We start from the raw sequence: 23,509 nt of genomic DNA, 5'->3' as shown, positions 1-23,509 counted from the left end.
CGAAGAACGATGACGCGGTCTGTCTGACGGACCGCGATACGCCCTTCGCGGGCAAGCCACGCTCCCACAGGAATTGATTGTCCCCACAGGGTTTTATTTTTCGCTTCACCATAAAAAAGACAATCGGAGACACGCCAACATGGCACTGGATTTATTCGTCGTACTCATCTACGCAGCCGCAATGCTGATACTCGGCTACTACGGGATGCGTAAGGCCAAGACCAACGAAGACTTTTTGGTCGCCGGGCGTAACCTCGGCCCGAGCCTGTACATGGGTACCATGGCCGCCACCGTACTGGGCGGCGCTTCCACCGTCGGCACCGTACGCCTGGGCTACGTCCACGGCATTTCCGGTTTCTGGCTTTGCGCCGCACTGGGTTGCGGGATCGTGGCGCTGAACCTGTTCCTCGCCAAACCGCTGTTGAAACTGAAGATCTACACCGTTACCCAGGTGCTGGAAAAACGCTACAACCCGATGGCCCGCTCCGCGAGCGCGGCGATCATGCTGGCGTATGCGCTGATGATCGGCGTGACTTCGATCCTGGCGATCGGCACGGTTCTGCAAGTGCTGTTCGGCCTGCCGTTCTGGGTCTCGGTATTGCTCGGTGGCGGCGTCGTGGTGATCTACTCGGCGATCGGTGGCATGTGGTCCCTGACCCTGACCGACATCGTCCAGTTCGTGATCAAGACCGTAGGCCTGATGTTCATCCTGTTGCCGATCTGCCTGTATCGCGTCGGCGGCTGGGATGAGTTGGTGCTGAAACTGCCGGCAACCGCCTTCAGCTTCACCACCATCGGTTGGGACACCATCATCACCTACTTCATGATCTACTTCTTCGGCATCCTGATCGGTCAGGACATCTGGCAACGGGTGTTCACCGTCAGGTCTGCCAAAGTCGCCCAGTACGCCGGTACCTTCGCCGGGTTCTACTGCATCCTTTACGGACTGGCCTGCGCCCTGATCGGCATGGCCGCTCACGTGCTGATCCCGGACCTGGACAACGTCAACAACGCCTTCGCCGCCATCGTCAAACTGTCCTTGCCGGACGGTATCCGTGGCCTGGTGATCGCGGCTGCACTGGCGGCCATGATGTCCACCGCCAGCGCCGGCCTGCTCGCCGCTGCCACCACCTTGACCGAAGACCTGCTGCCGAAACTGCGTGGCGGTAAACAGTCGAGCCTGGGCATCAACCGCCTGTTCACCCTGCTGACCGGTATCGTTGTGCTCGGCATCGCGCTGGTGGTCAACGACGTGATCAGCGCCCTGACCCTGGCTTACAACCTGTTGGTCGGTGGCATGTTGATCCCGCTGATGGGTGCGATCTTCTGGAAGCGCGCAACCACCGCCGGCGCTATCGCCAGCATGGGCATGGGCTTCGCTACCGCGCTGGTGTTCATGTTCAAAGACGGTCTGGACGCCAACACCCCGATCTACTACAGCCTCGGCGTCGGCCTGGTGAGCTTCGTGCTGGTCAGCTTGCTGTCCCCGCGCCCGGCAGCCGTGGCCAGCCCCGCCTAAGCTGAATATAACGACTTGATGCTTTCTTCGACGGGTGTGGCGTCGGTTGCCACACCCGTTTTTTTTCGCCTGAAGGAAACTGCTTATGAAGATCGTCAGCCGCGACCAGTGGTTCGAAGTCAAACAGCTCAGTGACGGCATTCGGCTGATTCACGAGCCTTACATCCGGCCCTTCTACCGCTGCAATCTCTGGCACATTCAGGGCCGCGACAAAGACCTGTTGCTGGACAGCGGGTCCGGGTTGGTGAGCCTGCGCGAGCAACTGCCGTGGATCACCGAGCGGCCGTTGGTGGCGGTGGCCAGCCACTGCCATTTCGACCACATTGCCGGGCATCACGAATTCCCCGAACGACTGGTGCATCCGGCCGAAGCCCAGATTCTTGCCGCACCCGATGGCGAGAACACCCTGAGCACGGCGTTTGTCGGTGACGACATGTTCGAGGCGCACCCGGACTGTCCGTTGTGCTACGCCGAATACCGGGTCAAAGCAGCACCGGCCACCGGCATGATTGAAGAAGGAGACGTGCTGGATCTCGGTAATCGCGTGCTGCAAGTGCTGCACACACCGGGGCATTCACCCGGCGGCATCAGCCTGTATGAAGCGGCGACCGAAACGTTGTTCAGCGGCGACATCATCTACGACGGCCCGCTGATCGAAGACGCCTACCACTCCGATCTCGACGACTACGCCCGCAGCCTGCAGCGCTTGCGCGAGTTGCCGATCCGCACGGTTCACGGCGGGCATTTCGGCAGTTTTTCCGGGGAGCATCTGCGCACGATGATTGACGAGTGGCAGCGCTCACATGCCTGAAGCCTGCTGTACTCAACGTCAGGGAAAACAACAATAACGCCCTCGAAGAACAGCCATGAAAAGAGCCGCCGTTCGCGCCGCCGTGCATCGCTTTATCAGCCGCCTGCTGGAAAGTCAGGATGACTTCGACGACAACGCCAGCCTGGCGCAGTTGGGATTGGATAAAGAGGAAATCGAAGAGTTGATCTTCCATTTGGAAGATGAGCTGGGGTTGACGGCGTTTACGGCGGAAGAAGACCAGATGCTCAAGACCGCCCGGACGGCGAATGACCTGAGTCGGTTTTTGATCGAGATCGGGCGGCATTGAAGTCCGCCCACACTATTGGATTTGCGTCTGCGCCGCCGAACGCGGCCTAGCGGGCTCGGCAGCGGCGACAAACACTACTTGCGCCGCGTTACCGGCGGCGCTGCTGGCGTCGGCGTTGTTCGTCGTCAGTACGAATAGGCACAGGTTGCAAAGGCGGTTCGATCAAACCGAGTGCAACACCCAGATCGTGCAGCCAGTTTTGGATTTTCTCTTTCATGGTGCCCCCTTCAGGGTAGTGCCGAGCGACCGGAATTCTGTAGCCGCTTCGCACTGATAATAGTCCGAAGTCCTACGTATTGCTCGTCCAAATCCGCAATGATCTGTTACTGAATTGAACAAAATACTTGACCATTAGTTCAAGCAATCGCCTGATCCTCAAACGCTGTCGATGGATAGACCGCTTGCTGCTGTTCGATCCAGGCATTCAGATTGGCCCCGACCATGCCCTTGCGCCACATCAGCCAGGTGGTTGCACTGGCAAATGGTTCGGCCAACGGGTGTACCGCCACGCTTTCGCGGCCCGGCAGGCTGGCAAGCATCGACTCCGACATCAGTGCCACCCCTGAACCCGCAATCACACAGGCGAGCATCCCCGGATAGGACTCGATCTCCATCGCCCGGCCCATGGCGGCGTGGTCATGCGCAAACCAGGCCTCCAGACGCATCCGGTACGAACAACCCTGACGAAAGGTGAACACCGACCGGCCTTCCACATCCCGCGCGCTACGCACCGGCGGATGGTCGGCCTCGCTGATCAGCACCAACCGTTCGTCGCACAATGGCACGCCGTCCAGGCCCGCCAACTCCAGCGGGCCATCCACCAACGCGGCATCGAGACGACCGGTAAGCAAGCCTTCGAGCAATTCGCCGCTGGGCCCGGACTGCACCTGCAGGTTCACCGCCGGGTACGTGCGGTGATAACGCGCCAACAACCCAGGCAGATGAATCGCCGCCGTGCTGTACATGGTGCCCAGCACAAAATCCCCGGCCGGTTGCCCGCCCTGCACCGCCGCACTGGCTTCATCACGCAGGGCGAACAGCTTGGCGGTGTAGTCCAGAAGGACTTTTCCGGCAGGCGATAACTGCAAACGCTGACGCTCGCGGACGAAAAGTTCTACGCCCAGTTGCTCTTCAAGTTGTTTGAGCCGGGTCGACAGGTTTGACGGCACCCGATGCAAACGCTCGGCGGCGCGGGTGATCGAGCCCTCCTGCGCGACAGCCTGAAAGATCCGTAATTGGCTGAATTCCACGATCTTCTCCAATTCAGAACAAGTTCCTCACTATTATTCATTTTTAAAGAAAGTCAATCAGTCCTAGCCTGACGGTCATTGATCCTCTGCTGGAACTCAGACCATGTCCCCTCTGATCCGCTTGTCCGCCAGTTTTATCGCCCTGATGATGGCCATGGGCATCGGGCGTTTCGCCCTCACCCCGCAAATGCCGCACTTGCTCAGCGAAGGTCAGATCGACCTGACCGCCGCCGGTCTGATTGCTGCGGCCAACTATCTTGGCTACTTCGTCGGCGCCGTGGATGCGATGTTCTCCCGTCGTCCCGAGCAGGTCCGGCGACGTCTGCTGGGAGGTTTGTGGCTGTGCGTACTCCTGACCTTGGCGTCGTTCTGGGCCAACGGTTTCTGGTCGCACCTGGTGTTGCGCTTCGGCACCGGCGTCGCCAGCGCGTGGGTGTTGGTGATGATTACGGCGTTGAGCCAGCCACTGGCCGCAGCGGCCGGACGTCCACGCCTGGGTGCTCTGGTATTTGCCGGACCGGGTCTGGGGATTTTTCTGACAGGGTTGTTGGCTTTGGGCTCGAACCTGCTGGGGCAGACCTCTGCCACCCTGTGGCTGGTGTATGCCGGTGTGGGGCTGGCGATGCTGCTTGGGATTCTGCCTTTTCTGCCGCAACCTGGCGCGAGTGCGCCCACCGTGCAACACGCCGCCACTTCGGGCAATCGAGGCATCGGCCGTTTGGGCTTGATCTACGGTTTGTACGGTTTGGGCTACATCATCCCGGCCACGTTCCTCTCGCAAATGGCCAGCGCACAGTTTCATGGCCAATGGCAGGCCGACCTGTTCTGGCCGTGCTTCGGCCTGGCGTCGGCCATCGGCGTGGTGCTGGTCAGCCTGCGTCGGCAAACCGCGAATGGCACGCGTCACTGGTTGATAACGACATTGTGGCTTCAGGCGGCCGGGGTTTTCGCCTGCCTGTTGGGCAGCGGTCCGGGCCTGGCATTGGGGGTGATCCTGTGCGGCACGCCGTTCCTGGCCTGCATGCAACTGGTGATGCAACGCTCCCGGGAGCTGGCGCCCCACGCCACCCAGCGCAATGCCGGGCTGCTGACCGCGTGCTTTGCCGTGGGCCAGCTCTGCGGGCCGTTGCTGGCGGCGCTGAGCAGCCACTTCAGTGGCGGATTGGCGCCAGCGCTGGTATTCGCCGGCAGCGGCCTGCTCATCGCCGGCGGGCTGTTACTGCGCCCGGTCAGTGCTGCCCAAGGGCTTTGCGCAAACGACGGCGCACCCACTGCTCAGCGCTGACAAAGGTGATGCCGAGCAACACCAGCACGGCGCCGATGATGAAGTTGAGGCTCAATTCCTCACCCAGCAGCACCACGCCGAACGTGACGCCGAACAGCGGCGTCATGAACGAAAAAACTGCCAGGTTCGCCGCCAGGTAACGGCGCAGCAGCCAGAACCATGTCAGGTAGCTGAAGAACGACACCACCAATCCCTGAAACAGCACGCTCGCCACCGCCAAGGTGGTCAGGCTGACATGGGTGACCTGGCCACTGAGCACCGCGATCAGCAGCAGGCCGACGAATCCGACGATCAGTTGATAAAACAGGGTCAGGGTGACGGGCGCCTCCGACAGTCGCGAGGCACGCACCACCACTGTGGTCGCTCCCCAGGAGGCACCCGCCAGCACGCCCAACGCATCGCCCATCAACATGCGGTGATCGAGGTTGTCCCAGGACACGCCGCCGGCAAAGGCAACGGCGATCCCGACGAACGCGAGGAAAATCCCCAGCCACTGCACCGGCCTCAAACGCTCACTGGGCAGCAGCCAGTGCACGCCCAACGCGGTGAAGATGGGCGCGGTGTAAAGGAACACCGACATGTGCGCGGCCGTGGTCAGTTGCAAACCTTCGGAGATGAAGAAGAACTCCAGTCCGAACAATGCTCCCGCCAGCAACCCGCCACGCCAAGTGCTACCGACCTGATCCCAGCCGCCCTTCCAGCAGATCAACAGTCCTACAAGCAACGCGGAAATACCTGACCGCCCCGCCGCTTGCATCACCGGTGCAATATCGGGCGCCGCCCACTTGATCATGACCTGTTGCACGCCCCAGATCAGGCACAACCCGATCATCACTTGCAGGGCAAATCCATCGGCGCTACGCCGGGTGGCGCTCACCGGAACACCTCGACAACACAATCCATGGCAGTGACTCGACAGTAAAAAGCAAAGCCCCGGCGTGCTTGTTCAAAAGCATCGCCGGGGCGAAAAATTATGCTGTCGATTATTAACCAGATGCCCAGAAATTGCCGCCTGAACGGGACCTTTAAATTCCCGATTGCGTCATCCGGCGGCGGCCACGGCCGTGGTTTGCTGGGTTTGTTCGCGCCAGGCCAGCAAGAGATACAGGGCGCCCCCGAGGAAGCAGCCAGTGAACCAGGCGAAGTTCGCCATCGGTTGCAGCACAGGGGTAAAGGTAATGGCCACGCCCGTGAGGGTTGCAGGAATCAGCGCTTTGACCGCCGTCCAATTGACCCCGCCGCTGTAGTAATACTTACCGCTGGGGCCATCATCGAACAGCGCATCGACGTCAATCTGCTGCTTTTTGATCAGGTAGTAATCCACCAACAGAATCCCGAACAGCGGACCGATGAACGCCGCCAGCACGTCGAGGGTGTAGTGAATCACTTCGGGGTTGTTGAACAGGTTCCACGGGGTGATGAAGATCGAGGCCACCGCCGCAATCATCCCGCCAGCGCGCCAGCTGATTTTGCTCGGGGCAACGTTGGCGAAATCGAACGCCGGGGACACGAAGTTGGCGACGATGTTGATGCCGATGGTCGCGGTGACAAAGGCGAAGGCGCCGAGCAGCACGGCAACGCTGTTGTCGATGCGCGCCACAGTGGCGATCGGGTCGTGCAGCATTTCACCGAACACCGGCAACGTGCCGGAAACGATGACCACCGTGACCAGGGAGAAAGCGAGAAAATTCACCGGCAAGCCCCAGAAATTTCCACGCCGCACGTCCTTCATGCTCCGGCAGTAGCGACTGAAGTCTCCGAAATTCAGGGTCGGGCCGGAAAAGTACGAGACCACCAGCGCCGTGGCGACAATCACTTGTCCGAATGCTTCCCAGCCGGACAGGGATTTTTCCGCGAGGGTGAAACTGATGTTGCTCCAGCCGGCCTGCCAGACGATCCAGCCAGCGAGCATAAACATCACGCCATACACCACCGGCCCTGCCCAATCGATGAAACGCCGGATCGACTCCATGCCCGCCCAGAACACCAACGCCTGGACACACCACAAGCTAAGGAAACCGAACCAGCCGAGGTAGGACAAACCGGCAAAATGCGGTTCGGCGTAGGCCGCCATTGAAGGAAAGAATCGCAACACAACGATGATCAAGGCGCTGGACGCCAGGTACGTCTGAATTCCGTACCAGGCCACGGCGATCAGTCCGCGGATGACCGCAGGAATATTCGCCCCGAACACGCCGAAGGCCAGTCGACAGATCACCGGGTATGGCACCGCCGCTTGTTGGCTCGGCTTGGCCACCAGGTTGGCGATTAGTTGCACGATGCAGATCCCGCCAAGCAACGCGATCAATACCTGCCAACTGGCCAGGCCCAGGGCGAACAGGCTGGCGGCGAACACATAACCGCCGACGCTGTGCACATCGCTCATCCAGAAAGCGAAGATGTTGTACCAATTCCATTTCTGCGGCAGCGGCCCCAGATCCTCGTTATACAGGCGGGGGCTGTAGCCGTTGGGCACTTGCTCGGTCATCGCGGGGCTCCTCGAAACAGCCCCCGGAATTGATGCAGCAACCACACTGCACACGGGAGCTGGCATGGTTTGTATACGAGTTGCTACGCAGAATGCGTGCCATAGGCATTGAATATGTGACGAAGCATGGCTTTCACGCTAACAAGAGAGAGGTCTTGGGTAGAGGCTAGTATCGAGAATGCCCATGAACAGGGCATGAATGCCTGCATACAGTGCAAATTTATGTGTATACAACTGCGGAGGGAATGACTGCTGCGCAGTCAAATCGCCGGCAAGCCCGCTCCCACAGGAATATTCGCCGTTAATCACATCTTCGGCGAACCACAAATCCACTGTGGGAGCGGGCTTGCCCGCGAAGGCGTCTTTGCAGGCAACCCGGATTACAGCACCTTGCGCGTAACCCAATACCCAACAGTGCATGCAATGCAGGTAGCAAAAGCACCCCAGGCCATATCCATCAACGCCAACTGTGCCGACCACCCATGCAGCGTCGCCCAATTACTCAAGTCATACGTGCCGTAAGCCACTAGCCCCAACAACGCGCCCAACGCCGAGGCATGTCGCCAAGACTTCGCCGGCAACACCACGAACACCACGCAACCAAATACATAGAGCAGGTAGAACAACGCTGCCGGGGCCAGCAGCGGTGAATCGAGCATCAGCGAACCGAGCAGCGCCCGATAAGTAGGCGCCATCAACACGCCAAGCCAGAGGCCGTCGAGCACGAGAAACGCCAGCAAGGTGCCAGCGTATGCCCACAATGATTTCTTCATAACCGCTCAACCCCATGCCATCGACCTGCATGGGGCCGATGCGAGGTCAGCTTAGTTCAATGCGATCGGCATGAATGACGATCTGGCCATTCTTGTACAGCGCGCCGATGGCCTTCTTGAAGTTGCCTTTGCTGACGCCGAACAGATTGGTGATCACGGTCGGGTCGCTCTTGTCGCTGACCGGCAGGGTGCCGTTGTTTTCACGCAACTTGGCAAGGATCTTCGAATTGAGGCTGGTGGCCGCTTCTTCGCCGACCGGTTGCAGGCTCAGGCTGATCTTGCCGTCGGCACGGACTTCTTTGATAAAGCCCTTCTCTTCTTTACCGGCGCGCATGAACTTGAAGATTTCGTTCTTGTGAATCAGGCCCCAGTGCTTGTTGTTGATGATCGCCTTGAAGCCCATGTCGGTCGCTTCGGCCACCAGCAAATCAACTTCCTGACCGGGGGTGTAATTGGCCGGGGTCTTGTCCAGGTAGCGATCCAGACGCGCCGTCGCGGTGATGCGGCGGGTGTGTTTGTCGAGGTAAACGTGCACCACGACATACTCGCCGGCCGTCATCTGGCGCTTTTCTTCGGAGTACGGCAGCAGCAGATCCTTCGGCAGACCCCAATCCAGGAAAACACCGATGCTGTTGACTTCAACGACTTTCAAACTGGCGAATTCACCGACCTGAACTTTCGGCTTTTCGGTAGTTGCGATGAGTTTGTCATCGCTGTCCAGATAAATAAAAACGTTGAGCCAATCTTCATCTTCGCTGGGAATATCTTTGGGGATATAACGATTAGGCAGAAGGATCTCGCCTTCCGCGCCACCGTCCAGATATAAACCGAAGTTAGTGTGTTTAACCACTTGCAAACTGTTGTAACGCCCGACTAAAGCCATTTCCAATACCCTCATTGCGTGGGCGACATTCTACCCGGTTTTGCGCGCGGCGTTTCCGTGGCCAGCCCGGTGACAGCGGAATTTCTTCTGAACGCCTTGATTTCCTTGGGTTCTGCCGGCTGCGGCCGGCCGCTCGTCTGACCGTACAGACGATTTCTACCCTCCTCGCCCGATCAAACGGCTGAATTCCCTCACCCTCGTTCTTATTTAAAACAGCGGCTTAGGGGCTTATTTCGAATAATAATCGGCGAATAAATACGCCCTACGATGTGTATTTTGAGGGGATATTTGCCAAGCAATTGTCAAGTATTTCCTGTACGATGCCTGGCCAAGTTAATTTTCTACAGGTTAATGGCCGCCATGCGTGTAAAAGCATCCAACAGCAAAGCAAAGCCAGCTCCAGCCGTTGAAACCAGCGAATCGATCAACAACCAGATTGCTGCGTTCCTCAAGTCCGGCGGCGAGATCCAGCAAATTGCCAAAGGCGTCAGCGGCCAGACGTTCGGCCCGTCCAAGCAGATTACGCTGGGCAAGAAGTAAACACCCTGCGTTAACTGGTCCATAAGCGCTTTGAGCTTCGAAGCGCTTGGACTGGAACCCTCCCCGTAACACCCCGTAAAACCCATCTAATTTTCAAAAATCGACGAACGGCCCTCAATGCCGAGCATTCGCCGGTATGCTTGCACACGTCTAGATCAAGCGTTTCAGTAGGTTTTAGTTCCTGCTCCCTCGCGGTCATGGAGTGACGCATGCTCAAACCCTCCTGTTTATTACTCGGCACCCTGTTGTCGTGTTCGTTCGCCAACGCGCAAGTGTTCCAGCGCGAATTGGGCGATTTCGATCTCAAACTTGGCACCACCGCCAGCCGCAGCATGGCGCAGGGACTGGTCAAGCCCTCCACCACCGGCTCGTTCCACGGTGGACTCGACCTGAGCCACAACAGCGGCTTGTATGTGGGCCAATGGGCACCCAGCATGGGCTTGACGCCTGGGGCCAACCTTGAAGTCGATTCCTACATGGGCTTCAAACAGTCTTTCGATCATACCCTCGGGTATGAAGTCGGCATGATCCATTACAGCTATCCGAAAGTGGACACCCTCGACAGCCAGGAGCTGTTCGGTGGCCTGACCTTTCTGGGCAGCCGTTTCGGCGCAGCGTTCAGCAACGACCCCGACAAACAGAACAGCACCGTCTTCGCCGACCTGGGCGGCAATCAGCCGTTCGGCATCGGGATCAGCATGAAATACACCACCCACCAGCTCAACAGCCCGGTGTCCGTCGACGGCGGGTATGTCGGCAGTTTCACCGATTGGTCGGTGCAACTTTCCCGGCCCTTCATGGGCGTCGACCTGGACTTGATCTACAGTGGATCCAGCCTCAGCGGCGGCGATTGCTCGGCCTATTCCGGGCACAACAGCCAATGCGACGGACTGGTCACCCTCAAGGCCGAACGCGCATTCTATTAATGGTCTGAACTGCCGGGCTCGTGCGGCGCTCTTATAAGAATCCACTCAAGAAGCCAGAACTTCGCAAGGATTCACCCATGCCGCGCTGGTTAAAGTGTCTCGCCGTCATCATCACCCTCAGCCTCGCACTCGGTGCGTGCAGCCGCGTGGGCCTGGCCTATCGCAATCTCGATGTGATCATTCCATGGACGCTCAGCGATTACCTGGACATGAACGGCGAGCAGAAAGGCTGGTTCAACGAGCGCCTTAAAGAGCACTTGAGCTGGCACTGCAGCACGCAGCTGCCGGGTTACCTCGACTGGCTCGACCGCTTGCAAACCATGGTCGAGACCAATCAGGTCACCGACGCCGCGCTGCAAACCCGCACCGAAGAAGCCAAAGCCGCCATCGCCCAGACCGCGCGGGAAATCACCCCGTCGGCCATCGAATTGTTACAGGGGCTGGACGACAAACAAGTCGCAGAGATGAATGACGCCTTCGCCAAGGACCAGCGCAAGCGCCAGGAGGAATACGTCAAACCGACCCTCGATCAGCAGGTCAGGGATCGAGCCGAGCGCATGCAAAAGCGTCTGAATGACTGGCTCGGTCCACTCAGCCCGACCCAGCAACAACGGGTGGTCACCTGGTCGAATGCCTTGGGCGACCAAAACACCCAATGGATCGCCAACCGCGCCCACTGGCAGAAACAGTTCAGTGCAGCGGTCGAGCAACGGCATAGTCCAGAATTCCCACAGCGAATCGAGACACTTCTGGTCAATCGCGAGAGCTTATGGACACCGGCTTACCGTCAGGCCTACGCCAACACTGAGGCTCAGGCACGAGGATTGATTGTGGACCTGATGGCCGAGAGTACGCCGGCTCAGCGCCAGCGGTTGCTGAAAAAGATCGAAGGGGTGAGGAAGGACTTCAACGATCTGAAGTGCCTGAAAGCCGCTAAACAAGGCTAAGCGCAACACGAAACAAATGTGGGAGCAGGCTCGCTCCCACATTGATATGAGGGGCATTCAGGCAATCTGCGCCTTCGACGCCACCTCATCAAACGTCACCTTATCCAGCGCATCTTCCTGCTCATCCAATACCTGGCGCGGATGGTCATTACCCGGAATGCTGCTGTCGATCAGGCTCAACAAACTCAAGCCTCGCGGCGTCAAAAGGTAATTGGAGCCCGTACCACCCTGCTCTTCAGGCCGAGACTCAATGTAGCCGCGATCCAGCAGTAATTTTTCGTACTCGCCCGCCACCGCTTTCAGGTGATCCAGGTTTTCCGTCTGCTCACCTTCCGTACCTTTCTCGGCTGCGTAATCTTCGGCATAAGCCCGTGGGGTATAGCTGGGGGCACCGTTCTGCACTTCGTGCAGCAAGCGTTCAATCAAATCCCAGTTGTAAGTTGTCATCCTGATTCAACCTCCGAAGCCTGTGAGTGAAATGGCCTTCTTAAGTTGTGACCCACTGGGTGTGCAGCCGTTCAGCCGAGGTTTCGAACAGCACCGACCGACGGCATGTCGAATGTGACGTAGGTCAAACGACTAGGCTATGTCAGTCAGCTCCCAGCACATCGCAGGAGAAAGCCAATGAACATTCAGAATCATCCCGTCGTGTCCCGCGAAGAATGGCTCGTCGCCCGTAAACAACACCTGGCCCACGAAAAAGCCTTCACCAAGGAACGAGACAAACTCAGCGCCGAACGCCGCGCCCTGCCCTGGGTGAAAATCGACAAGGACTACCGCTTTCAGGGCCCGAACGGCGAACTGAAACTGGCAGACCTGTTCGGCGGCCGTAGCCAGTTGATCATCTACCACTTCATGTTTGGCAAAGGCTGGGACGAAGGCTGCCCCGGCTGCTCGTTCCTATCTGATCACATTGACGGCGCCAACCAGCACCTGGCCCACCATGACGTCGCCGTGGTCGCCGTTTCCCACGCGCCCTTCGCCGAATTCCAGGCATTCAAACGGCGTATGGGCTGGAAATTTGACTGGGTGTCGTCAGCTGGCAGTGATTTCAACTACGACTTCGGCGTATCAGCCCGAGCCGAAGATGTTGTCGCCGGTAGAGCTACGTACAACTACGAAAAGTCCGACGGCGCCGAGGAAGAACTTCCCGGTCTCAGTGTGTTTTATCGCAATGAGGCGGGAGAGATATTTCACACCTATTCCACTTATGCGCGGGGGCTCGACCTGTTGGTTGGCGCCTATAACTACCTGGATTTGATGCCCAAGGGCCGTAATGAAGAGGAAATCATGGAGTGGGTGAGGCATCACGATAAATACGAAGAAAAGGGATCGCAGAGTTGCTGCCATGGGGGATAGCCGGTAGACAGCGAGTCGCGGCCATTGCAGGTAAGCCTGCGGCGTTGATATACACCTTGTCGACAGCCTTTGTTGAGGTATTTCCGAAGAGCGATGCGTCCTACAGCCAGATGAACTTTCAGCTACCGGCAACCTCAACCGTTTAACCGCCCAATACGGAATTCGAGGCCTGCCATGAAAACCCTGATAACGCTCACCCTCGCCGCCACGTTTGCCTGCGCCCTCCCCGCTTGGGCCTGCACGCCAGAGGAAGCCACCGCCAAGCGCGAACAGCTGGCCAAGGAAGTGACCAAGCTCACCGAGCAGAATCCGACCAAGGCCAAAGAGATGAACGCCGAGCTGCAGAAGATGGATCTGGGTACCGCCAGCAAGGATTTGCCGGACAAGTGCCAGTTGATTGATCAGCGCTTGAAGGAGCTGGGAGTCGCGGAGAAGAAAACCGAAGGTTGATCAAACCGTAGGAATTGCAGGCGTAAAAAAACCGGACATCAGTCCGGTTTTTTTATGGGTCGCTACAACAGCTTATTCAGCTGCTGGCGCTTCCGGCTTGCGGCGCTTGAGCGGCGCCATGCCGTCCTTGCTGACCAGCGACAGTGCGTCGGTCTTCGGGCGGTTAGCGATCTTGCGTTTGGTCGGTGCCTTGGCGCCGGTTTTCTTCTTGTCGCCCTTGGCGTCGACCTTTTTCTTCTTCACGCCAACGGCTTTACCCGAGGCCTTGACCTTTTTCGGTCCGCCGTAGGTGCCTTTGACTTCCTTGATGGTGCGGCGCTCGAAGCTCTGCTTGAGGTAGCGCTCGACGCTCGACATCAGGTTCCAGTCGCCGTGGCAGATCAGCGAGATGGCCAGGCCATCGTTGCCGGCGCGGCCGGTACGACCGATGCGGTGAACGTATTCGTCGCCGCTGCGCGGCATGTCGAAGTTGATCACCAGGTCCAGGCCTTCCACGTCGAGGCCGCGAGCGGCGACGTCGGTGGCGACGAGGATCTTCACGCCGCCTTGCTTCAGGCGGTCGATGGCCAGCTTGCGGTCTTTCTGATCCTTGTCACCGTGCAGGACGAACGCTTTGTAGTCCTGCGCCACCAGGCGGCCGTAGATACGGTCGGCCATGGCCCGGGTGTTGGTGAACACGATGGCCTTCTGATAGGTCTCGTTGGCCAGCAGCCAGTTCACGATCTGTTCTTTGTGCTGGTTGTGGTCAGCGGTGATGATCTGCTGACGGGTGGTCGCGTTCAGATCGCTGACGTTGTTCAGCTGCAAGTGTTCCGGATTGTTCAGGACCTTGGCGACCATCTCGCGCAGGCCCGAACCACCGGTGGTGGCGGAGAACAGCATGGTCTGCTGGCGGTTGGTGCACTCTTCCACCAGGCGCTGGACGTCTTCGGCAAAGCCCATGTCGAGCATGCGGTCGGCTTCGTCGAGCACCAGCACTTCAACTTCCTTGAGGTCGAGGTTGCCGGCGTTCAGTTGCTCGATCATCCGGCCCGGCGTACCGATCAGGATGTCCGGCACCTTGCGCAGCATGGCGGCCTGGACCTTGAAGTCTTCACCGCCGGTGATCAGGCCGGATTTGATGAAGGTAAACTGCGCAAAGCGCTCGACTTCCTTGATGGTCTGCTGCGCCAGTTCGCGGGTCGGCAGCAGGATCAGGGTCTTGATGCTGACGCGGACTTTCGCCGGGCCGATCAGACGGTTGAGGATTGGCAAAACGAAAGCAGCGGTTTTGCCGCTACCGGTTTGCGCAGTCACCCGCAGGTCACGCCCTTGGAGCGCCAGCGGAATAGCCGCTGCTTGCACTGGCGTTGGCTCGACAAATTTAAGCTCGGCCACGGCTTTGAGCAGGCGTTCGTGCAGGGCGAATTGGGAAAACACGGGTGCTACCTCGAAGAAATACAAAAAAACAGCTGCATAGGGTAACGGTTTCGAGCGCTAAGGCCGAGTGTCTTTATACAAACGACAGTAAACAGTGGCTTTTTTGTTGCCTGATTTGTCTCCAAACGTCATGCATTGCGTCTTAAATGCTCTAATCGCCCCGTCGCGTCCTATAGAAGAACCGTTTTCGCCCATGGATATCAAACAGCTCTGGCTCAACGCCCAAGACCTCTGGGGTGCCCTCGATCAGCACCCGCTCCTGCATTCCAGCCTGGCGCTGATCCTGCTGCTGATGATTGCGCTGGTCCTCGGACGAGTGGCGCGCTACCTCATTCTGCATGCGACCAAAATCCTCGGTCGCCAGCCAGCGCTGCACTGGATCAACGACTTTCGCCACAACAAAGTGTTTCATCGGCTGGCGCAGATGACGCCCTCGCTGGTGATCCAGTTCGGCCTGCATCTGGTGCCGGAATTGAGCAAGACCAGCCTGATCTTCCTCGGCAATGTCGCGCTGGCGTTCACCATTCTGTTCCTGTTACTGGCGGTCAGTGCCCTGCTCAGCGCCCTGCTGGACATCTACGCGCGCACCGAACACGCCCGCACCCGCTCGATCAAAGGCTACGTGCAGCTGACGAAAATGGTGCTGTATGTGTTTGGCGCGATCATCATCGTCGCCACGTTGATCGACCGTTCGCCGCTGTTGCTGCTGTCTGGTCTGGGCGCCATGTCGGCGGTGATTCTGTTGGTCTACAAGGACACCCTGCTGTCGTTCGTTGCCAGCGTGCAGCTGACCAGCAACGACATGCTGCGGGTCGGCGACTGGATCGAGATGCCGCAAGTCGGTGCCGACGGTGACGTGGTGGACATCACGCTGCACACGGTGAAAGTGCAGAACTTTGACAAGACCATCGTCTCCATTCCGACCTGGCGCCTGATGTCCGAGTCGTTCAAGAACTGGCGCGGCATGCAACAGTCCGGCGGACGACGGATCAAGCGCAGCCTGTTCATCGACGCCAGTGGCGTGCGCTTCATTCGCGATGACGAAGAATTGAAGTTGTCCCAGGTTCATCTGCTGACCGACTACATCAGCCGCAAACAGGCTGAACTCAAGGCCTGGAACGAGGCTCAGGGCAATGTCGCGGCGATGTCCGCCAACCGTCGGCGGATGACCAACATCGGCACCTTCCGCGCCTATGCGCTGGCGTATTTGAAGAGTCACCCGGAGGTCCAGCCGAACATGACGTGCATGGTCCGCCAGATGCAGACCACCGCCCAAGGCATCCCGCTGGAAATCTACTGCTTCACCCGCACCACGGAGTGGGCCGATTACGAGCGGATTCAGGGGGATATTTTCGATTACCTGCTGGCGGTGCTGCCGGAGTTCGGCTTGAGCCTGTATCAGCAGCCGAGTGGTGGGGATTTGCGAGCGGGGTTGCTGCCGGCCATGCTCGGTGCAAGCCACATTCCCGAGCCTGAAAAACACATCATGTAAACACCGCAAAACCCAATGTGGGAGCGGGCTTGCTCGCGAAGGCGGTGTGTCAGTCAAAGCAGATGTCGACTGACACTTCGCCTTCGCGAGCAAGCCCGCTCCCACAGGGGATTACATCGTTTCCTGGATTGACCGATTACTTGACCTGACGCTGAGGCGCCTTGTGCACCATGGTGTAAGCGTAATCCACGCCCATGCCATACGCGCCGCTGTGTTCCAGCACCAATGCCATCACCGCTTCATAAGTGTCCTTGTGTGCCCAATCACGCTGATACTCAAGCAGGACCTGTTGCCAGGTTACCGGTACGGCACCGGCCTGAATCATCCGCTGCACCGACATGTCGTGGGCTTCCTTGGTGGTGCCGCCGGATGCGTCAGTGACGATGTACACCTCGTAACCTTCAGCCAATGCTTCGAGTGCCGGGAAGGTCAGGCAAACCTCGGTCCACAGCGCAGCAATGATCAGCTTCTTGCGGCCGGTGGCTTTCACTGCGTCGACCAGTGCCTTGTCTTCCCACGAGTTCATCGAGGTGCGCTCGATCGGCTTTTGCTCCGGGTGAACTGCCAGCAACTCGGGCCAGATGTAACCGCTGAAGCTTTCAGTTTCCACCGAGGTGTAGATGGTCGGCACGTTGAAAATCTTGGCGGCCTTGGCCAGGCCTACCGTGTTGTTCTTCAGCGTTTGACGGTCGATTGACTGCACGCCAAAAGCCATTTGTGGCTGGTGGTCGATCAGGATCAGGGCGGAGTTGGTTGGGTTGAGCAGTTCACGAATAGACATGGCGCGTTCCTTTTGATGTCGATTTTCAAAGTCAGTAATGGGTGAGTCGACGTTGCCGTCAGCGGCTTTGTCGTCGGCTTGGATGTCACTTTAGGAGCTGGCACAAAAAGGGACAATCCCATAAAATCGAGAATCATTGATTCTAAAATAGGGACAATCATGGATCGCATCGAATGCATGCGCGCCTTTGTCGTCACGGTCGGCGAGAATGGTTTTGCCGCGGCTGCACGGGCAATGGATGTGCCGCGATCAAAAGTCAGTAAACAGATTCAGGCGCTGGAGGAAGCCATCGGTGTGCAATTGCTGCAGCGCACCACCCGCAGCCTGCACTTGACCGAGGCTGGCGCCGAATACTTCGAGGCTGCACGCGAAGTGCTGGCCGCACTGGACGAGGCCGAACAGCGCGCACGTAATGGCATCGGTGAATTGCGCGGAGTGTTGCGGGTCAATGCGCCGATGTCCTTTGGCTTGCGCCGCCTGGGGCCGCTGATCCCGTTGTTCCATGAGCAGCACCCGAACATCGAGCTGCAACTGGTGCTCAGCGACCAGCAGGTTGACCCGGTACGTGGTGGTTTCGATGTGACCATCCGCATCGCCAGCCTGCCGGACTCGACGATGATCGCCCGGCAGCTGGCGCCGGCCCCGCGCATCATGGTGGCGTCCCCGGCGTATCTGGCACGCGCCGGCATACCGCAGACCCCACAAGACTTGCGCGCCCATCAGTGCCTCAACTACGGGTACCTGCAAAGTGGCGTCAGCTTGCAGCTGTGTAATGGCACGGAAACTCAACGGGTCAACGTGACCGGCCCGTTGCACGCCAACAATGGCGACTTGCTTGCTCAGGCCGCCGAAGCCGGCATGGGCATCGCCCTGTTGCCAAACTTCATTGTCGAGGATGCGCTGGCGGCTGGCCGCCTGGTGCCGGTGCTGTGTAAATGGCAGGCGCCCGCGATCACGATCAACGCGGTGTACCCTTCGGCACGTAAGGTCCCGCAGAAAACCCGGACGTTCATTGAGTTTTTGGTGGCGCAACTGGCAGAAAAATAACGCTATTTCCCAAAGAGTCGGCGTACCCGATCCGCGTCGACGCTGCCGTTCTGTTCAAGCGCGAGGAAATACTTCAACTGCCATTGCTGCGTCTTGATCGCCTGTTTTGCGACAGGTCTGACCCAGGGCGGATAGACGCGAATTGCGCGCTTGCCACCCTCACCGTCAATCGACATGACCCCTTTGGCGGCCAGAATCTTCTGATCGAACACGAACTGCCCGCGGTGGATGTCATCAGCAACGCTCACCACCACAAAGGCGATGCCATCTGCGATGTCGAACGGTGCAATCTCGCTGACCAACGTTGGCCGCTTCCATAGCGTAACGAACTGGCCAATCTTGGTCGGCGTGGTTTTCGCCACACGGAAGACCACTTCCTGGTCATCGAGGCCAAGGCGGCAGGCTTCGTACTCGGCGCTCTGCGGCTCGCGCCGAATCTCCTGCGTCAATGTCATGCCTGCCGGTTTGTACACCTGCTCAACGGCAGAGACCAGTTCGCGTGGAACGTCCGTCATTGTCGTTCCTGCACCGGCTGAGCCTCTCGTCTGATGCCCAACCGACTGATCCAAACCGCCGCAAGAATCACCGCCCCACCAAAGAACAACCGCCCCAGTGCTTCATGCTGATTCCAGATCAGCAGATTGATCAGCAGCCCCACCGGGACATGCAGGTTATTCATCACCGCCAAGGTCCCGCCGTTCACCAGGCACGCGCCCTTGTTCCACCAATACATCCCCAGCGCGGTCGAGACCAGGCCGAGGAACACCAGCACGCCCCATTGCAGCGGTGCTTCAGGCAGGAAATTCTGTTTGCCGAACAACAGGAACGCCGGCAATGCCACCGCCAACGCGCCCAGATAGAAGTAGCCGAAACGTCGATAATGCGGCAGATCGCTCGGATGTCGCGCCACCAGATGCTTATAAAGCACCTGCCCGGCGGCGTAGGTGAAGTTGGCCAGTTGCAACAGCAGGAAGCCCATGAAGAAGTCCGGGTTGATCCGGTCGTAGCGAATCACTGCCGCGCCCATTACGGCCACCAATGCCGCGACCAGAGCCCAGGGATTGAAACGTCGGTTCAGCGCGTCTTCGATGAGGGTGACGTGCAGCGGCGTGAGGATGGTGAACAGCAACACTTCCGGCACGGTCAGCACCCGGAAGCTCAGGTACAGGCAAACGTACGTCACGCCAAACTGCAACGCGCCGATCAGCAGCATGCCGCGCATGAACGCCGGTTCTACCGAACGCCAGCGCGTCAGCGGAATGAACACCAGCCCCGCCAGCAACACCCGCACCAGCACCGCGAAGTAACTGTCGACGTGACCGGCCAGGTATTCGCCGATCAGACTGAAGGAAAACGCCTGGATCAGCGTGACAAAAAGTAGATAGCCCATGCTCGCCTCGTTTCGAATGGCGGCGACGATAGCGGTTTTTTTTCGTTATCGCGAACAGTCAGCCAACACACACATCCCCTGTGGGAGCGGGCTTGCCCGCGAATGCGGTGTGTCATTCGACTTCAATGCAGCCTGATACACAGCTATCGCGGGCAAGCCCGCTCCCACAGGGTTATGGGTATGCCCGTCAAATCGCAGGCAAAAAAAAGCCCGATCTCGCTAAAGCGTTCAATCGGGCTACAGCACTCAGGAGCAACAAGTGCAAAGGGAGGTTCGATGCGCGTAAAGCCTTGAAGGGGTTGCGCCAGGTCACTTGAACATCAAGGGATTATCTGGCGATTAAAGCCTCAAGCCACTTGGGAAAGTTTGGCGTTGGCCTGGTTCAGGCCTTTCTCCTGGAAGTCACCGCCCAGGTTCATGCCTTCGGCGTGAATAAAGGTCACGTCGTGGATGCCGATGAACGCCATCACCTGACGCAGGTACGGTTCCTGATGATCGGCGGTGCTGCCGGCATAGATCCCGCCGCGAGCGGTCAGCACGTAGGCGCGCTTGCCGCTGAGCAGGCCTTGCGGGCCGGTCTCGGTGTACTTGAAGGTCACACCGGCACGCAGCACATGGTCGAGCCAGGCTTTCAGGGTGCTTGGGATGGCGAAGTTGTACATCGGTGCGGCCATGACCAGCACGTCGGCGGCCAACAGTTCGTCGGTCAACTCATTGGAGCGGTCCAAGGCAACCTGTTCGATGTCGTTGCGTTGGTCGACAGGTTTCATCCAGCCGCCGAGCAGGTTGATGTCCAGATGCGGCACCGGTTTGACCGCAAGATCACGCACGGTGATCTGGTCGGCCGGGTGGGCGGCTTTCCACTGGCTGATGAAGGTCTGGGTCAGCTGACGGGAAACCGAGTCTTGCTGACGGGCGCTGCTTTCGATGATCAGAACGCGTGACATGGGATGTAGGCTCCATCTGAGAATGCTGTAAGGCGATGGAGTGAAGGTTAAACAGAGTCATATCGATGAAAAAGCGCAAATAACTGCTATAACCCATCAATAATTTCGTTTATAAGCGGAGCATGCCGTGTGGGTGTGCTCCGCCGAGTGTCATTTAGGCGAGCACGTCAGGTCGATGCGCATCTTGATGATGGTGCGGGTGAACTTGGCGGTGGCGTTTTTGTGTTTGCCGGCGGGCACGTCGATCTTGCGGGTGCGCGGCGCTTCCGGGCCATTGTTGAACACCGCCGTACAGTTCGCATCGGTGGTGCCGTAGTTGCTCACCTTGATGGAGGCGATGTCGCTATCCGTGTCATACGCCTCGTAGTCGATGCTCATGCCGTTCAGCTTTTTTTGAACATCGACCGGATAAGCAAACGCCGTCAGCGGCAGCATCGCCAGCAGCATGCAACCCGATACCACACAACAAAGCTTTTTCATTCAGCAGTCTCCATAAAGGGCTGCCAGCTTAGGACAAGAGGAGCTATTCATGAAAGCGCCCCGCGTGACCCTTGATCAATGGCGAACGTTACAGGCCGTGGTCGACCACGGCGGTTTCGCCCAGGCCGCCGAAGCGCTGCATCGCTCGCAATCGTCGGTGAGCTATACCGTGGCGCGCATGCAGGACCAGCTTGGCGTACCGCTGTTGCGCATCGACGGCCGCAAGGCGGTGCTGACCGAGGCCGGCGGCGTGTTGTTGCGTCGCTCGCGACAACTGGTGAAACAGGCCAGTCAGCTGGAAGACCTGGCCCACCACATGGAGCAAGGCTGGGAAGCGGAAGTGCGGCTGGTGGTCGACGCCGCGTACCCGAGCGCGCGCCTTGTGCGCGCCCTGACTGCGTTCATGCCGCAAAGCCGCGGTTGCCGGGTGCGCCTGCGTGAAGAAGTGTTGTCGGGGGTCGAGGAAGTGTTGCTCGAGGGCGTAGCTGATCTGGCCATCAGTAGTTTCAGCATTCCGGGTTACCTGGGGGCGGAGTTGAGCGACGTCGAATTCGTCGCGGTGGCCCACCCCGAACATGCCCTGCATCGCCTCAACCGCGAATTGAATTTCCAGGACCTTGAAAGCCAGCTGCAAGTGGTGATCCGCGACTCCGGTCGCCAGCAACCCCGGGACGTCGGCTGGCTCGGCGCAGAACAGCGCTGGACCGTCGGCAGCTTGGCCACCGCGGCGACCTTTGTCAGCAGCGGCCTGGGTTTCGCCTGGCTGCCCCGGCACATGATCGAACGCGAAATCAAGGAAGGCACGCTCAAGCTGCTACCGTTGGACCAGGGTGGCAGCCGCAATCCGAGCTTCTACTTGTATTCGAACAAGGAAAAACCTTTGGGCCCGGCCACGCAGATTCTCATCGAACTGCTGCGCACATTTGATACAGCGCCGCTGGATGCGCCGTTCGCCGCCCCTGAACAAGCCTGACACGGAGTGAACTCATGGCCTATTTCGAACACGAAGGTTGCAACCTGCACTATGAGGAATACGGCCACGGCACGCCGCTGCTGCTGGTCCACGGCCTGGGTTCCAGTACCCTGGACTGGGAAGAACAGATCCCGGCGCTGTCGGCCCGTTACCGGGTCATTGTCCCGGATGTGCGCGGCCACGGCCGCTCGGACAAACCCCGCGAGCGCTACAGCATCGCCGGGTTCAGCGCCGACCTGATCGCCCTGATCGAGCATCTCAATCTGGGGCCGACACACTATGTCGGACTTTCGATGGGCGGCATGATCGGCTTTCAACTGGCCGTGGATCAGCCGCAATTGCTCAAAAGTTTGACCATCGTCAACAGCGCGCCCGAGGTCAAATTGCGCAGCCGTGACGACTATTGGCAATGGTTCAAGCGCTGGAGCCTGATGCGCGCCCTCAGTCTGGGCACCATCGGCAAAGCCTTGGGCGCTAAACTGTTCCCTAAACCGGAACAGGCCCAATTGCGTCAAAAGATGGCCGAGCGCTGGGCAAAAAACGACAAACATGCTTATCTCGCCAGCTTCGATGCGATCGTTGGCTGGGGGGTTCAGGAACGACTTTCAAGGGTGTCCTGTCCAACCCTCATCATCAGTGCCGACCGTGACTACACACCGGTCTCGCTGAAAGAGACGTACGTAAAACTGCTGCCCGATGCGCGGCTGGTGGTGATCGCCGATTCGCGCCACGCCACCCCGCTGGATCAACCCGAACGCTTCAACCAAACCCTGCTCGAGTTTCTCACCGCAGTCGACACCACCCCACTCAGGATCACTGACCCATGCTGAAAAAAATCGCCCTCGTCGCTGGCTCCGTTCTGTTTGCCGCCAACCTGATGGCCGCCACACCTGCCAAGGCGCCGCACGTTGAATTGATCACCACCAACGGCACAATTGAGATCGAACTGGACCCGGTCAAGGCGCCGATCAGTACCAAGAACTTCCTTGATTACGTGAACAGCGGCTTCTACAACAACACGATTTTCCACCGAGTGATCCCGGGCTTCATGGTCCAGGGCGGTGGTTTCACCCAACAAATGCAGCAAAAAGACACCAAGGCAGCGATCAAGAACGAATCCAAGAACGGTCTGCATAACGTACGTGGCACATTGTCCATGGCTCGCACTTCCGATCCGGATTCGGCCACCAGCCAGTTCTTCATCAACGTCAAGGACAACGATTTCCTCGACAGCGGTGACGGTTATGCCGTGTTCGGCAAAGTGGTCAAAGGCATGGACGTGGTGGACATCATCGTCAACACCCCGACCACCACCAAGAGCGGTATGAAAGATGTTCCGGCCGACCCTGTGTTCATCAAATCGGCCAAAGTCATCAACTAAACTGCACAGGAGTGCTTGAGCGGCTGCCGGTATACGGCGCCGCTCATATTGTTTAAAGGAG

26 protein-coding genes and 1 pseudogene are annotated in these 23,509 nt (G+C 58.7%); 14 read left to right on the top strand and 13 right to left on the bottom strand.

The genetic code is table 11. The features are described 5' to 3' along the window. Window positions 1-139: 139 nt before the first annotated feature. The 3 genes from BLQ41_RS12925 to BLQ41_RS12915 all read left to right on the top strand — a co-directional run bounded on the left by BLQ41_RS12925 (window position 140) and on the right by BLQ41_RS12915 (window position 2,637). Window positions 140-1,519, top strand: a complete 1,380-nt coding sequence (locus BLQ41_RS12925; RefSeq protein ID WP_090181399.1) for a sodium:solute symporter — start codon at window positions 140-142, stop codon at window positions 1,517-1,519. Window positions 1,520-1,604: 85 nt separating this feature from the next. Beyond that, on the top strand, window positions 1,605-2,330 hold the full coding sequence (locus BLQ41_RS12920; protein WP_090181397.1) for an MBL fold metallo-hydrolase: 726 nt from the start codon (window positions 1,605-1,607) through the stop codon (window positions 2,328-2,330). A 55-nt stretch (window positions 2,331-2,385) separates the two neighbouring features. Beyond that, the gene (locus tag BLQ41_RS12915) at window positions 2,386-2,637 is read left to right on the top strand and encodes a phosphopantetheine-containing protein (RefSeq protein WP_090181396.1); all 252 of its coding nucleotides are present in this window, start codon (window positions 2,386-2,388) and stop codon (window positions 2,635-2,637) included. Between the two features lie 88 nt (window positions 2,638-2,725). On the opposite strand, the gene BLQ41_RS31115 is transcribed toward BLQ41_RS12915, so the two are convergent. Continuing rightward, window positions 2,726-2,854 carry a PA1414 family protein gene (locus tag BLQ41_RS31115; protein WP_007914492.1) on the bottom strand — a complete coding sequence of 43 codons (129 nt, stop codon included), beginning with the start codon at window positions 2,852-2,854 and terminating at the stop codon, window positions 2,726-2,728. Window positions 2,855-2,993: 139 nt separating this feature from the next. Then, window positions 2,994-3,887 carry a putrescine utilization regulator PtrR gene (ptrR, locus tag BLQ41_RS12910; RefSeq protein ID WP_090188520.1) on the bottom strand — a complete coding sequence of 298 codons (894 nt, stop codon included), beginning with the start codon at window positions 3,885-3,887 and terminating at the stop codon, window positions 2,994-2,996. Between the two features lie 103 nt (window positions 3,888-3,990). Between ptrR and BLQ41_RS12905 the strand changes: the two genes are divergently transcribed. Beyond that, on the top strand, window positions 3,991-5,172 hold the full coding sequence (locus tag BLQ41_RS12905) for an MFS transporter (protein ID WP_090181394.1): 1,182 nt from the start codon (window positions 3,991-3,993) through the stop codon (window positions 5,170-5,172). On the opposite strand, the gene BLQ41_RS12900 is transcribed toward BLQ41_RS12905, so the two are convergent. The 4 genes from BLQ41_RS12900 to BLQ41_RS12885 form a co-directional block, all read right to left on the bottom strand. Then, window positions 5,117-6,049, bottom strand: a complete 933-nt coding sequence (locus BLQ41_RS12900) for a DMT family transporter (protein WP_090181393.1) — start codon at window positions 6,047-6,049, stop codon at window positions 5,117-5,119. The two genes, BLQ41_RS12905 and BLQ41_RS12900, sit on opposite strands and share 56 nt — an antisense overlap. Before the next feature lie 165 nt (window positions 6,050-6,214). Continuing rightward, window positions 6,215-7,660 carry an NCS1 family nucleobase:cation symporter-1 gene (locus BLQ41_RS12895; RefSeq protein ID WP_090181391.1) on the bottom strand — a complete coding sequence of 482 codons (1,446 nt, stop codon included), beginning with the start codon at window positions 7,658-7,660 and terminating at the stop codon, window positions 6,215-6,217. Window positions 7,661-8,040: 380 nt separating this feature from the next. Further along, the gene (locus BLQ41_RS12890) at window positions 8,041-8,433 is read right to left on the bottom strand and encodes a DUF2177 family protein (RefSeq protein ID WP_090181389.1); all 393 of its coding nucleotides are present in this window, start codon (window positions 8,431-8,433) and stop codon (window positions 8,041-8,043) included. A 46-nt stretch (window positions 8,434-8,479) separates the two neighbouring features. Further along, complete coding sequence (locus tag BLQ41_RS12885; RefSeq protein WP_090181387.1) at window positions 8,480-9,316, bottom strand: CvfB family protein; 837 nt, start codon at window positions 9,314-9,316, stop codon at window positions 8,480-8,482. Between the two features lie 351 nt (window positions 9,317-9,667). Between BLQ41_RS12885 and BLQ41_RS12880 the strand changes: the two genes are divergently transcribed. From BLQ41_RS12880 to BLQ41_RS12870, 3 genes are all read left to right on the top strand, one after another. Beyond that, the gene (locus BLQ41_RS12880) at window positions 9,668-9,856 is read left to right on the top strand and encodes a hypothetical protein (protein WP_017337097.1); all 189 of its coding nucleotides are present in this window, start codon (window positions 9,668-9,670) and stop codon (window positions 9,854-9,856) included. Between the two features lie 209 nt (window positions 9,857-10,065). Next, window positions 10,066-10,782 carry a TorF family putative porin gene (locus BLQ41_RS12875; RefSeq protein WP_090181385.1) on the top strand — a complete coding sequence of 239 codons (717 nt, stop codon included), beginning with the start codon at window positions 10,066-10,068 and terminating at the stop codon, window positions 10,780-10,782. A 77-nt stretch (window positions 10,783-10,859) separates the two neighbouring features. After that, complete coding sequence (locus tag BLQ41_RS12870) at window positions 10,860-11,729, top strand: DUF6279 family lipoprotein (protein WP_090181383.1); 870 nt, start codon at window positions 10,860-10,862, stop codon at window positions 11,727-11,729. A 57-nt stretch (window positions 11,730-11,786) separates the two neighbouring features. On the opposite strand, the gene BLQ41_RS12865 is transcribed toward BLQ41_RS12870, so the two are convergent. Next, the gene (locus BLQ41_RS12865; protein ID WP_090181382.1) at window positions 11,787-12,176 is read right to left on the bottom strand and encodes a transcriptional regulator; all 390 of its coding nucleotides are present in this window, start codon (window positions 12,174-12,176) and stop codon (window positions 11,787-11,789) included. A gap of 177 nt (window positions 12,177-12,353) precedes the next feature. Here BLQ41_RS12865 and BLQ41_RS12860 point away from each other — a divergent pair, with 177 nt between their 5' ends. Together BLQ41_RS12860 and BLQ41_RS12855 are read left to right on the top strand one after the other, a co-directional pair. Further along, window positions 12,354-13,088 carry a DUF899 domain-containing protein gene (locus BLQ41_RS12860; RefSeq protein WP_090181381.1) on the top strand — a complete coding sequence of 245 codons (735 nt, stop codon included), beginning with the start codon at window positions 12,354-12,356 and terminating at the stop codon, window positions 13,086-13,088. A 174-nt stretch (window positions 13,089-13,262) separates the two neighbouring features. Next, window positions 13,263-13,538, top strand: a complete 276-nt coding sequence (locus BLQ41_RS12855; protein WP_090181379.1) for a hypothetical protein — start codon at window positions 13,263-13,265, stop codon at window positions 13,536-13,538. A 72-nt stretch (window positions 13,539-13,610) separates the two neighbouring features. Here BLQ41_RS12855 and BLQ41_RS12850 read toward each other — a convergent pair whose 3' ends face one another. After that, window positions 13,611-14,957 carry a DEAD/DEAH box helicase gene (locus BLQ41_RS12850; RefSeq protein WP_090181378.1) on the bottom strand — a complete coding sequence of 449 codons (1,347 nt, stop codon included), beginning with the start codon at window positions 14,955-14,957 and terminating at the stop codon, window positions 13,611-13,613. A 193-nt stretch (window positions 14,958-15,150) separates the two neighbouring features. On the opposite strand from BLQ41_RS12850, the gene BLQ41_RS12845 reads away from it, so the two are divergent. Next, window positions 15,151-16,449: a mechanosensitive ion channel family protein gene (locus BLQ41_RS12845; protein WP_090181376.1), complete on the top strand. Its 1,299-nt coding sequence runs from the start codon at window positions 15,151-15,153 to the stop codon at window positions 16,447-16,449. Window positions 16,450-16,585: 136 nt separating this feature from the next. Here the strand turns inward: BLQ41_RS12845 and BLQ41_RS12840 are convergent, their stop codons facing one another. Then, window positions 16,586-17,230 (bottom strand): hydrolase, encoded by a 645-nt coding sequence (locus BLQ41_RS12840; RefSeq protein ID WP_090181375.1) that lies wholly within the window; start codon window positions 17,228-17,230, stop codon window positions 16,586-16,588. Between the two features lie 159 nt (window positions 17,231-17,389). On the opposite strand from BLQ41_RS12840, the gene BLQ41_RS12835 reads away from it, so the two are divergent. After that, complete coding sequence (locus BLQ41_RS12835) at window positions 17,390-18,277, top strand: LysR family transcriptional regulator (RefSeq protein ID WP_090181373.1); 888 nt, start codon at window positions 17,390-17,392, stop codon at window positions 18,275-18,277. Between the two features lie 2 nt (window positions 18,278-18,279). Here BLQ41_RS12835 and BLQ41_RS12830 read toward each other — a convergent pair whose 3' ends face one another. The 4 genes from BLQ41_RS12830 to BLQ41_RS12810 form a co-directional block, all read right to left on the bottom strand. Beyond that, complete coding sequence (locus BLQ41_RS12830) at window positions 18,280-18,792, bottom strand: MepB family protein (RefSeq protein WP_090181372.1); 513 nt, start codon at window positions 18,790-18,792, stop codon at window positions 18,280-18,282. Beyond that, on the bottom strand, window positions 18,789-19,667 hold the full coding sequence (locus BLQ41_RS12825) for a carboxylate/amino acid/amine transporter (protein WP_090181370.1): 879 nt from the start codon (window positions 19,665-19,667) through the stop codon (window positions 18,789-18,791). Before BLQ41_RS12825 ends, BLQ41_RS12830 begins: the two co-directional genes overlap by 4 nt. Before the next feature lie 347 nt (window positions 19,668-20,014). Continuing rightward, window positions 20,015-20,614: an FMN-dependent NADH-azoreductase gene (locus BLQ41_RS12815; protein WP_090181367.1), complete on the bottom strand. Its 600-nt coding sequence runs from the start codon at window positions 20,612-20,614 to the stop codon at window positions 20,015-20,017. A gap of 150 nt (window positions 20,615-20,764) precedes the next feature. Continuing rightward, window positions 20,765-21,094, bottom strand: coding sequence for a 3-phosphoglycerate kinase (locus BLQ41_RS12810; RefSeq protein WP_090181365.1), 330 nt, complete (start codon window positions 21,092-21,094; stop codon window positions 20,765-20,767). A 49-nt stretch (window positions 21,095-21,143) separates the two neighbouring features. Here BLQ41_RS12810 and BLQ41_RS12805 point away from each other — a divergent pair, with 49 nt between their 5' ends. The 3 genes and pseudogenes from BLQ41_RS12805 to BLQ41_RS12795 all read left to right on the top strand — a co-directional run bounded on the left by BLQ41_RS12805 (window position 21,144) and on the right by BLQ41_RS12795 (window position 23,448). Continuing rightward, window positions 21,144-22,067 carry a LysR family transcriptional regulator gene (locus BLQ41_RS12805; protein WP_090181364.1) on the top strand — a complete coding sequence of 308 codons (924 nt, stop codon included), beginning with the start codon at window positions 21,144-21,146 and terminating at the stop codon, window positions 22,065-22,067. A gap of 14 nt (window positions 22,068-22,081) precedes the next feature. Next, window positions 22,082-22,887 (top strand): annotated as a pseudogene (locus BLQ41_RS12800) (alpha/beta fold hydrolase). A gap of 3 nt (window positions 22,888-22,890) precedes the next feature. Further along, complete coding sequence (locus BLQ41_RS12795; RefSeq protein WP_090181360.1) at window positions 22,891-23,448, top strand: peptidylprolyl isomerase; 558 nt, start codon at window positions 22,891-22,893, stop codon at window positions 23,446-23,448. The last annotated feature ends 61 nt before the right edge of the window (window positions 23,449-23,509 follow it).

It is taken from the genome of Pseudomonas arsenicoxydans (assembly GCF_900103875.1).
In the GTDB taxonomy this organism is placed as follows: Bacteria; Pseudomonadota; Gammaproteobacteria; order Pseudomonadales; family Pseudomonadaceae; genus Aquipseudomonas; species Aquipseudomonas arsenicoxydans.
Note: the sequence above shows the minus strand (reverse complement) of the source record. Positions and strands in the feature narration are given on the sequence as shown.

Excerpts from the sequence above, each read along its gene's own strand:
- BLQ41_RS12925 (WP_090181399.1), top strand. The coding sequence starts at position 140 with ATGGCACTGGATTTATTCGTCGTACTCATCTACGCAGCCGCAATGCTG.
- BLQ41_RS12920 (WP_090181397.1), top strand. The coding sequence starts at position 1,605 with ATGAAGATCGTCAGCCGCGACCAGTGGTTCGAAGTCAAACAGCTCAGT.
- BLQ41_RS12915 (WP_090181396.1), top strand. The coding sequence starts at position 2,386 with ATGAAAAGAGCCGCCGTTCGCGCCGCCGTGCATCGCTTTATCAGCCGC.
- BLQ41_RS31115 (WP_007914492.1), bottom strand. The coding sequence starts at position 2,854 with ATGAAAGAGAAAATCCAAAACTGGCTGCACGATCTGGGTGTTGCACTC.
- BLQ41_RS12905 (WP_090181394.1), top strand. The coding sequence starts at position 3,991 with ATGTCCCCTCTGATCCGCTTGTCCGCCAGTTTTATCGCCCTGATGATG.
- BLQ41_RS12895 (WP_090181391.1), bottom strand. The coding sequence starts at position 7,660 with ATGACCGAGCAAGTGCCCAACGGCTACAGCCCCCGCCTGTATAACGAG.
- BLQ41_RS12890 (WP_090181389.1), bottom strand. The coding sequence starts at position 8,433 with ATGAAGAAATCATTGTGGGCATACGCTGGCACCTTGCTGGCGTTTCTC.
- BLQ41_RS12885 (WP_090181387.1), bottom strand. The coding sequence starts at position 9,316 with ATGGCTTTAGTCGGGCGTTACAACAGTTTGCAAGTGGTTAAACACACT.
- BLQ41_RS12880 (WP_017337097.1), top strand. The coding sequence starts at position 9,668 with ATGGCCGCCATGCGTGTAAAAGCATCCAACAGCAAAGCAAAGCCAGCT.
- BLQ41_RS12875 (WP_090181385.1), top strand. The coding sequence starts at position 10,066 with ATGCTCAAACCCTCCTGTTTATTACTCGGCACCCTGTTGTCGTGTTCG.
- BLQ41_RS12870 (WP_090181383.1), top strand. The coding sequence starts at position 10,860 with ATGCCGCGCTGGTTAAAGTGTCTCGCCGTCATCATCACCCTCAGCCTC.
- BLQ41_RS12865 (WP_090181382.1), bottom strand. The coding sequence starts at position 12,176 with ATGACAACTTACAACTGGGATTTGATTGAACGCTTGCTGCACGAAGTG.
- BLQ41_RS12860 (WP_090181381.1), top strand. The coding sequence starts at position 12,354 with ATGAACATTCAGAATCATCCCGTCGTGTCCCGCGAAGAATGGCTCGTC.
- BLQ41_RS12855 (WP_090181379.1), top strand. The coding sequence starts at position 13,263 with ATGAAAACCCTGATAACGCTCACCCTCGCCGCCACGTTTGCCTGCGCC.
- BLQ41_RS12845 (WP_090181376.1), top strand. The coding sequence starts at position 15,151 with ATGGATATCAAACAGCTCTGGCTCAACGCCCAAGACCTCTGGGGTGCC.
- BLQ41_RS12840 (WP_090181375.1), bottom strand. The coding sequence starts at position 17,230 with ATGTCTATTCGTGAACTGCTCAACCCAACCAACTCCGCCCTGATCCTG.
- BLQ41_RS12835 (WP_090181373.1), top strand. The coding sequence starts at position 17,390 with ATGGATCGCATCGAATGCATGCGCGCCTTTGTCGTCACGGTCGGCGAG.
- BLQ41_RS12830 (WP_090181372.1), bottom strand. The coding sequence starts at position 18,792 with ATGACGGACGTTCCACGCGAACTGGTCTCTGCCGTTGAGCAGGTGTAC.
- BLQ41_RS12825 (WP_090181370.1), bottom strand. The coding sequence starts at position 19,667 with ATGGGCTATCTACTTTTTGTCACGCTGATCCAGGCGTTTTCCTTCAGT.
- BLQ41_RS12815 (WP_090181367.1), bottom strand. The coding sequence starts at position 20,614 with ATGTCACGCGTTCTGATCATCGAAAGCAGCGCCCGTCAGCAAGACTCG.
- BLQ41_RS12810 (WP_090181365.1), bottom strand. The coding sequence starts at position 21,094 with ATGAAAAAGCTTTGTTGTGTGGTATCGGGTTGCATGCTGCTGGCGATG.
- BLQ41_RS12805 (WP_090181364.1), top strand. The coding sequence starts at position 21,144 with ATGAAAGCGCCCCGCGTGACCCTTGATCAATGGCGAACGTTACAGGCC.
- BLQ41_RS12795 (WP_090181360.1), top strand. The coding sequence starts at position 22,891 with ATGCTGAAAAAAATCGCCCTCGTCGCTGGCTCCGTTCTGTTTGCCGCC.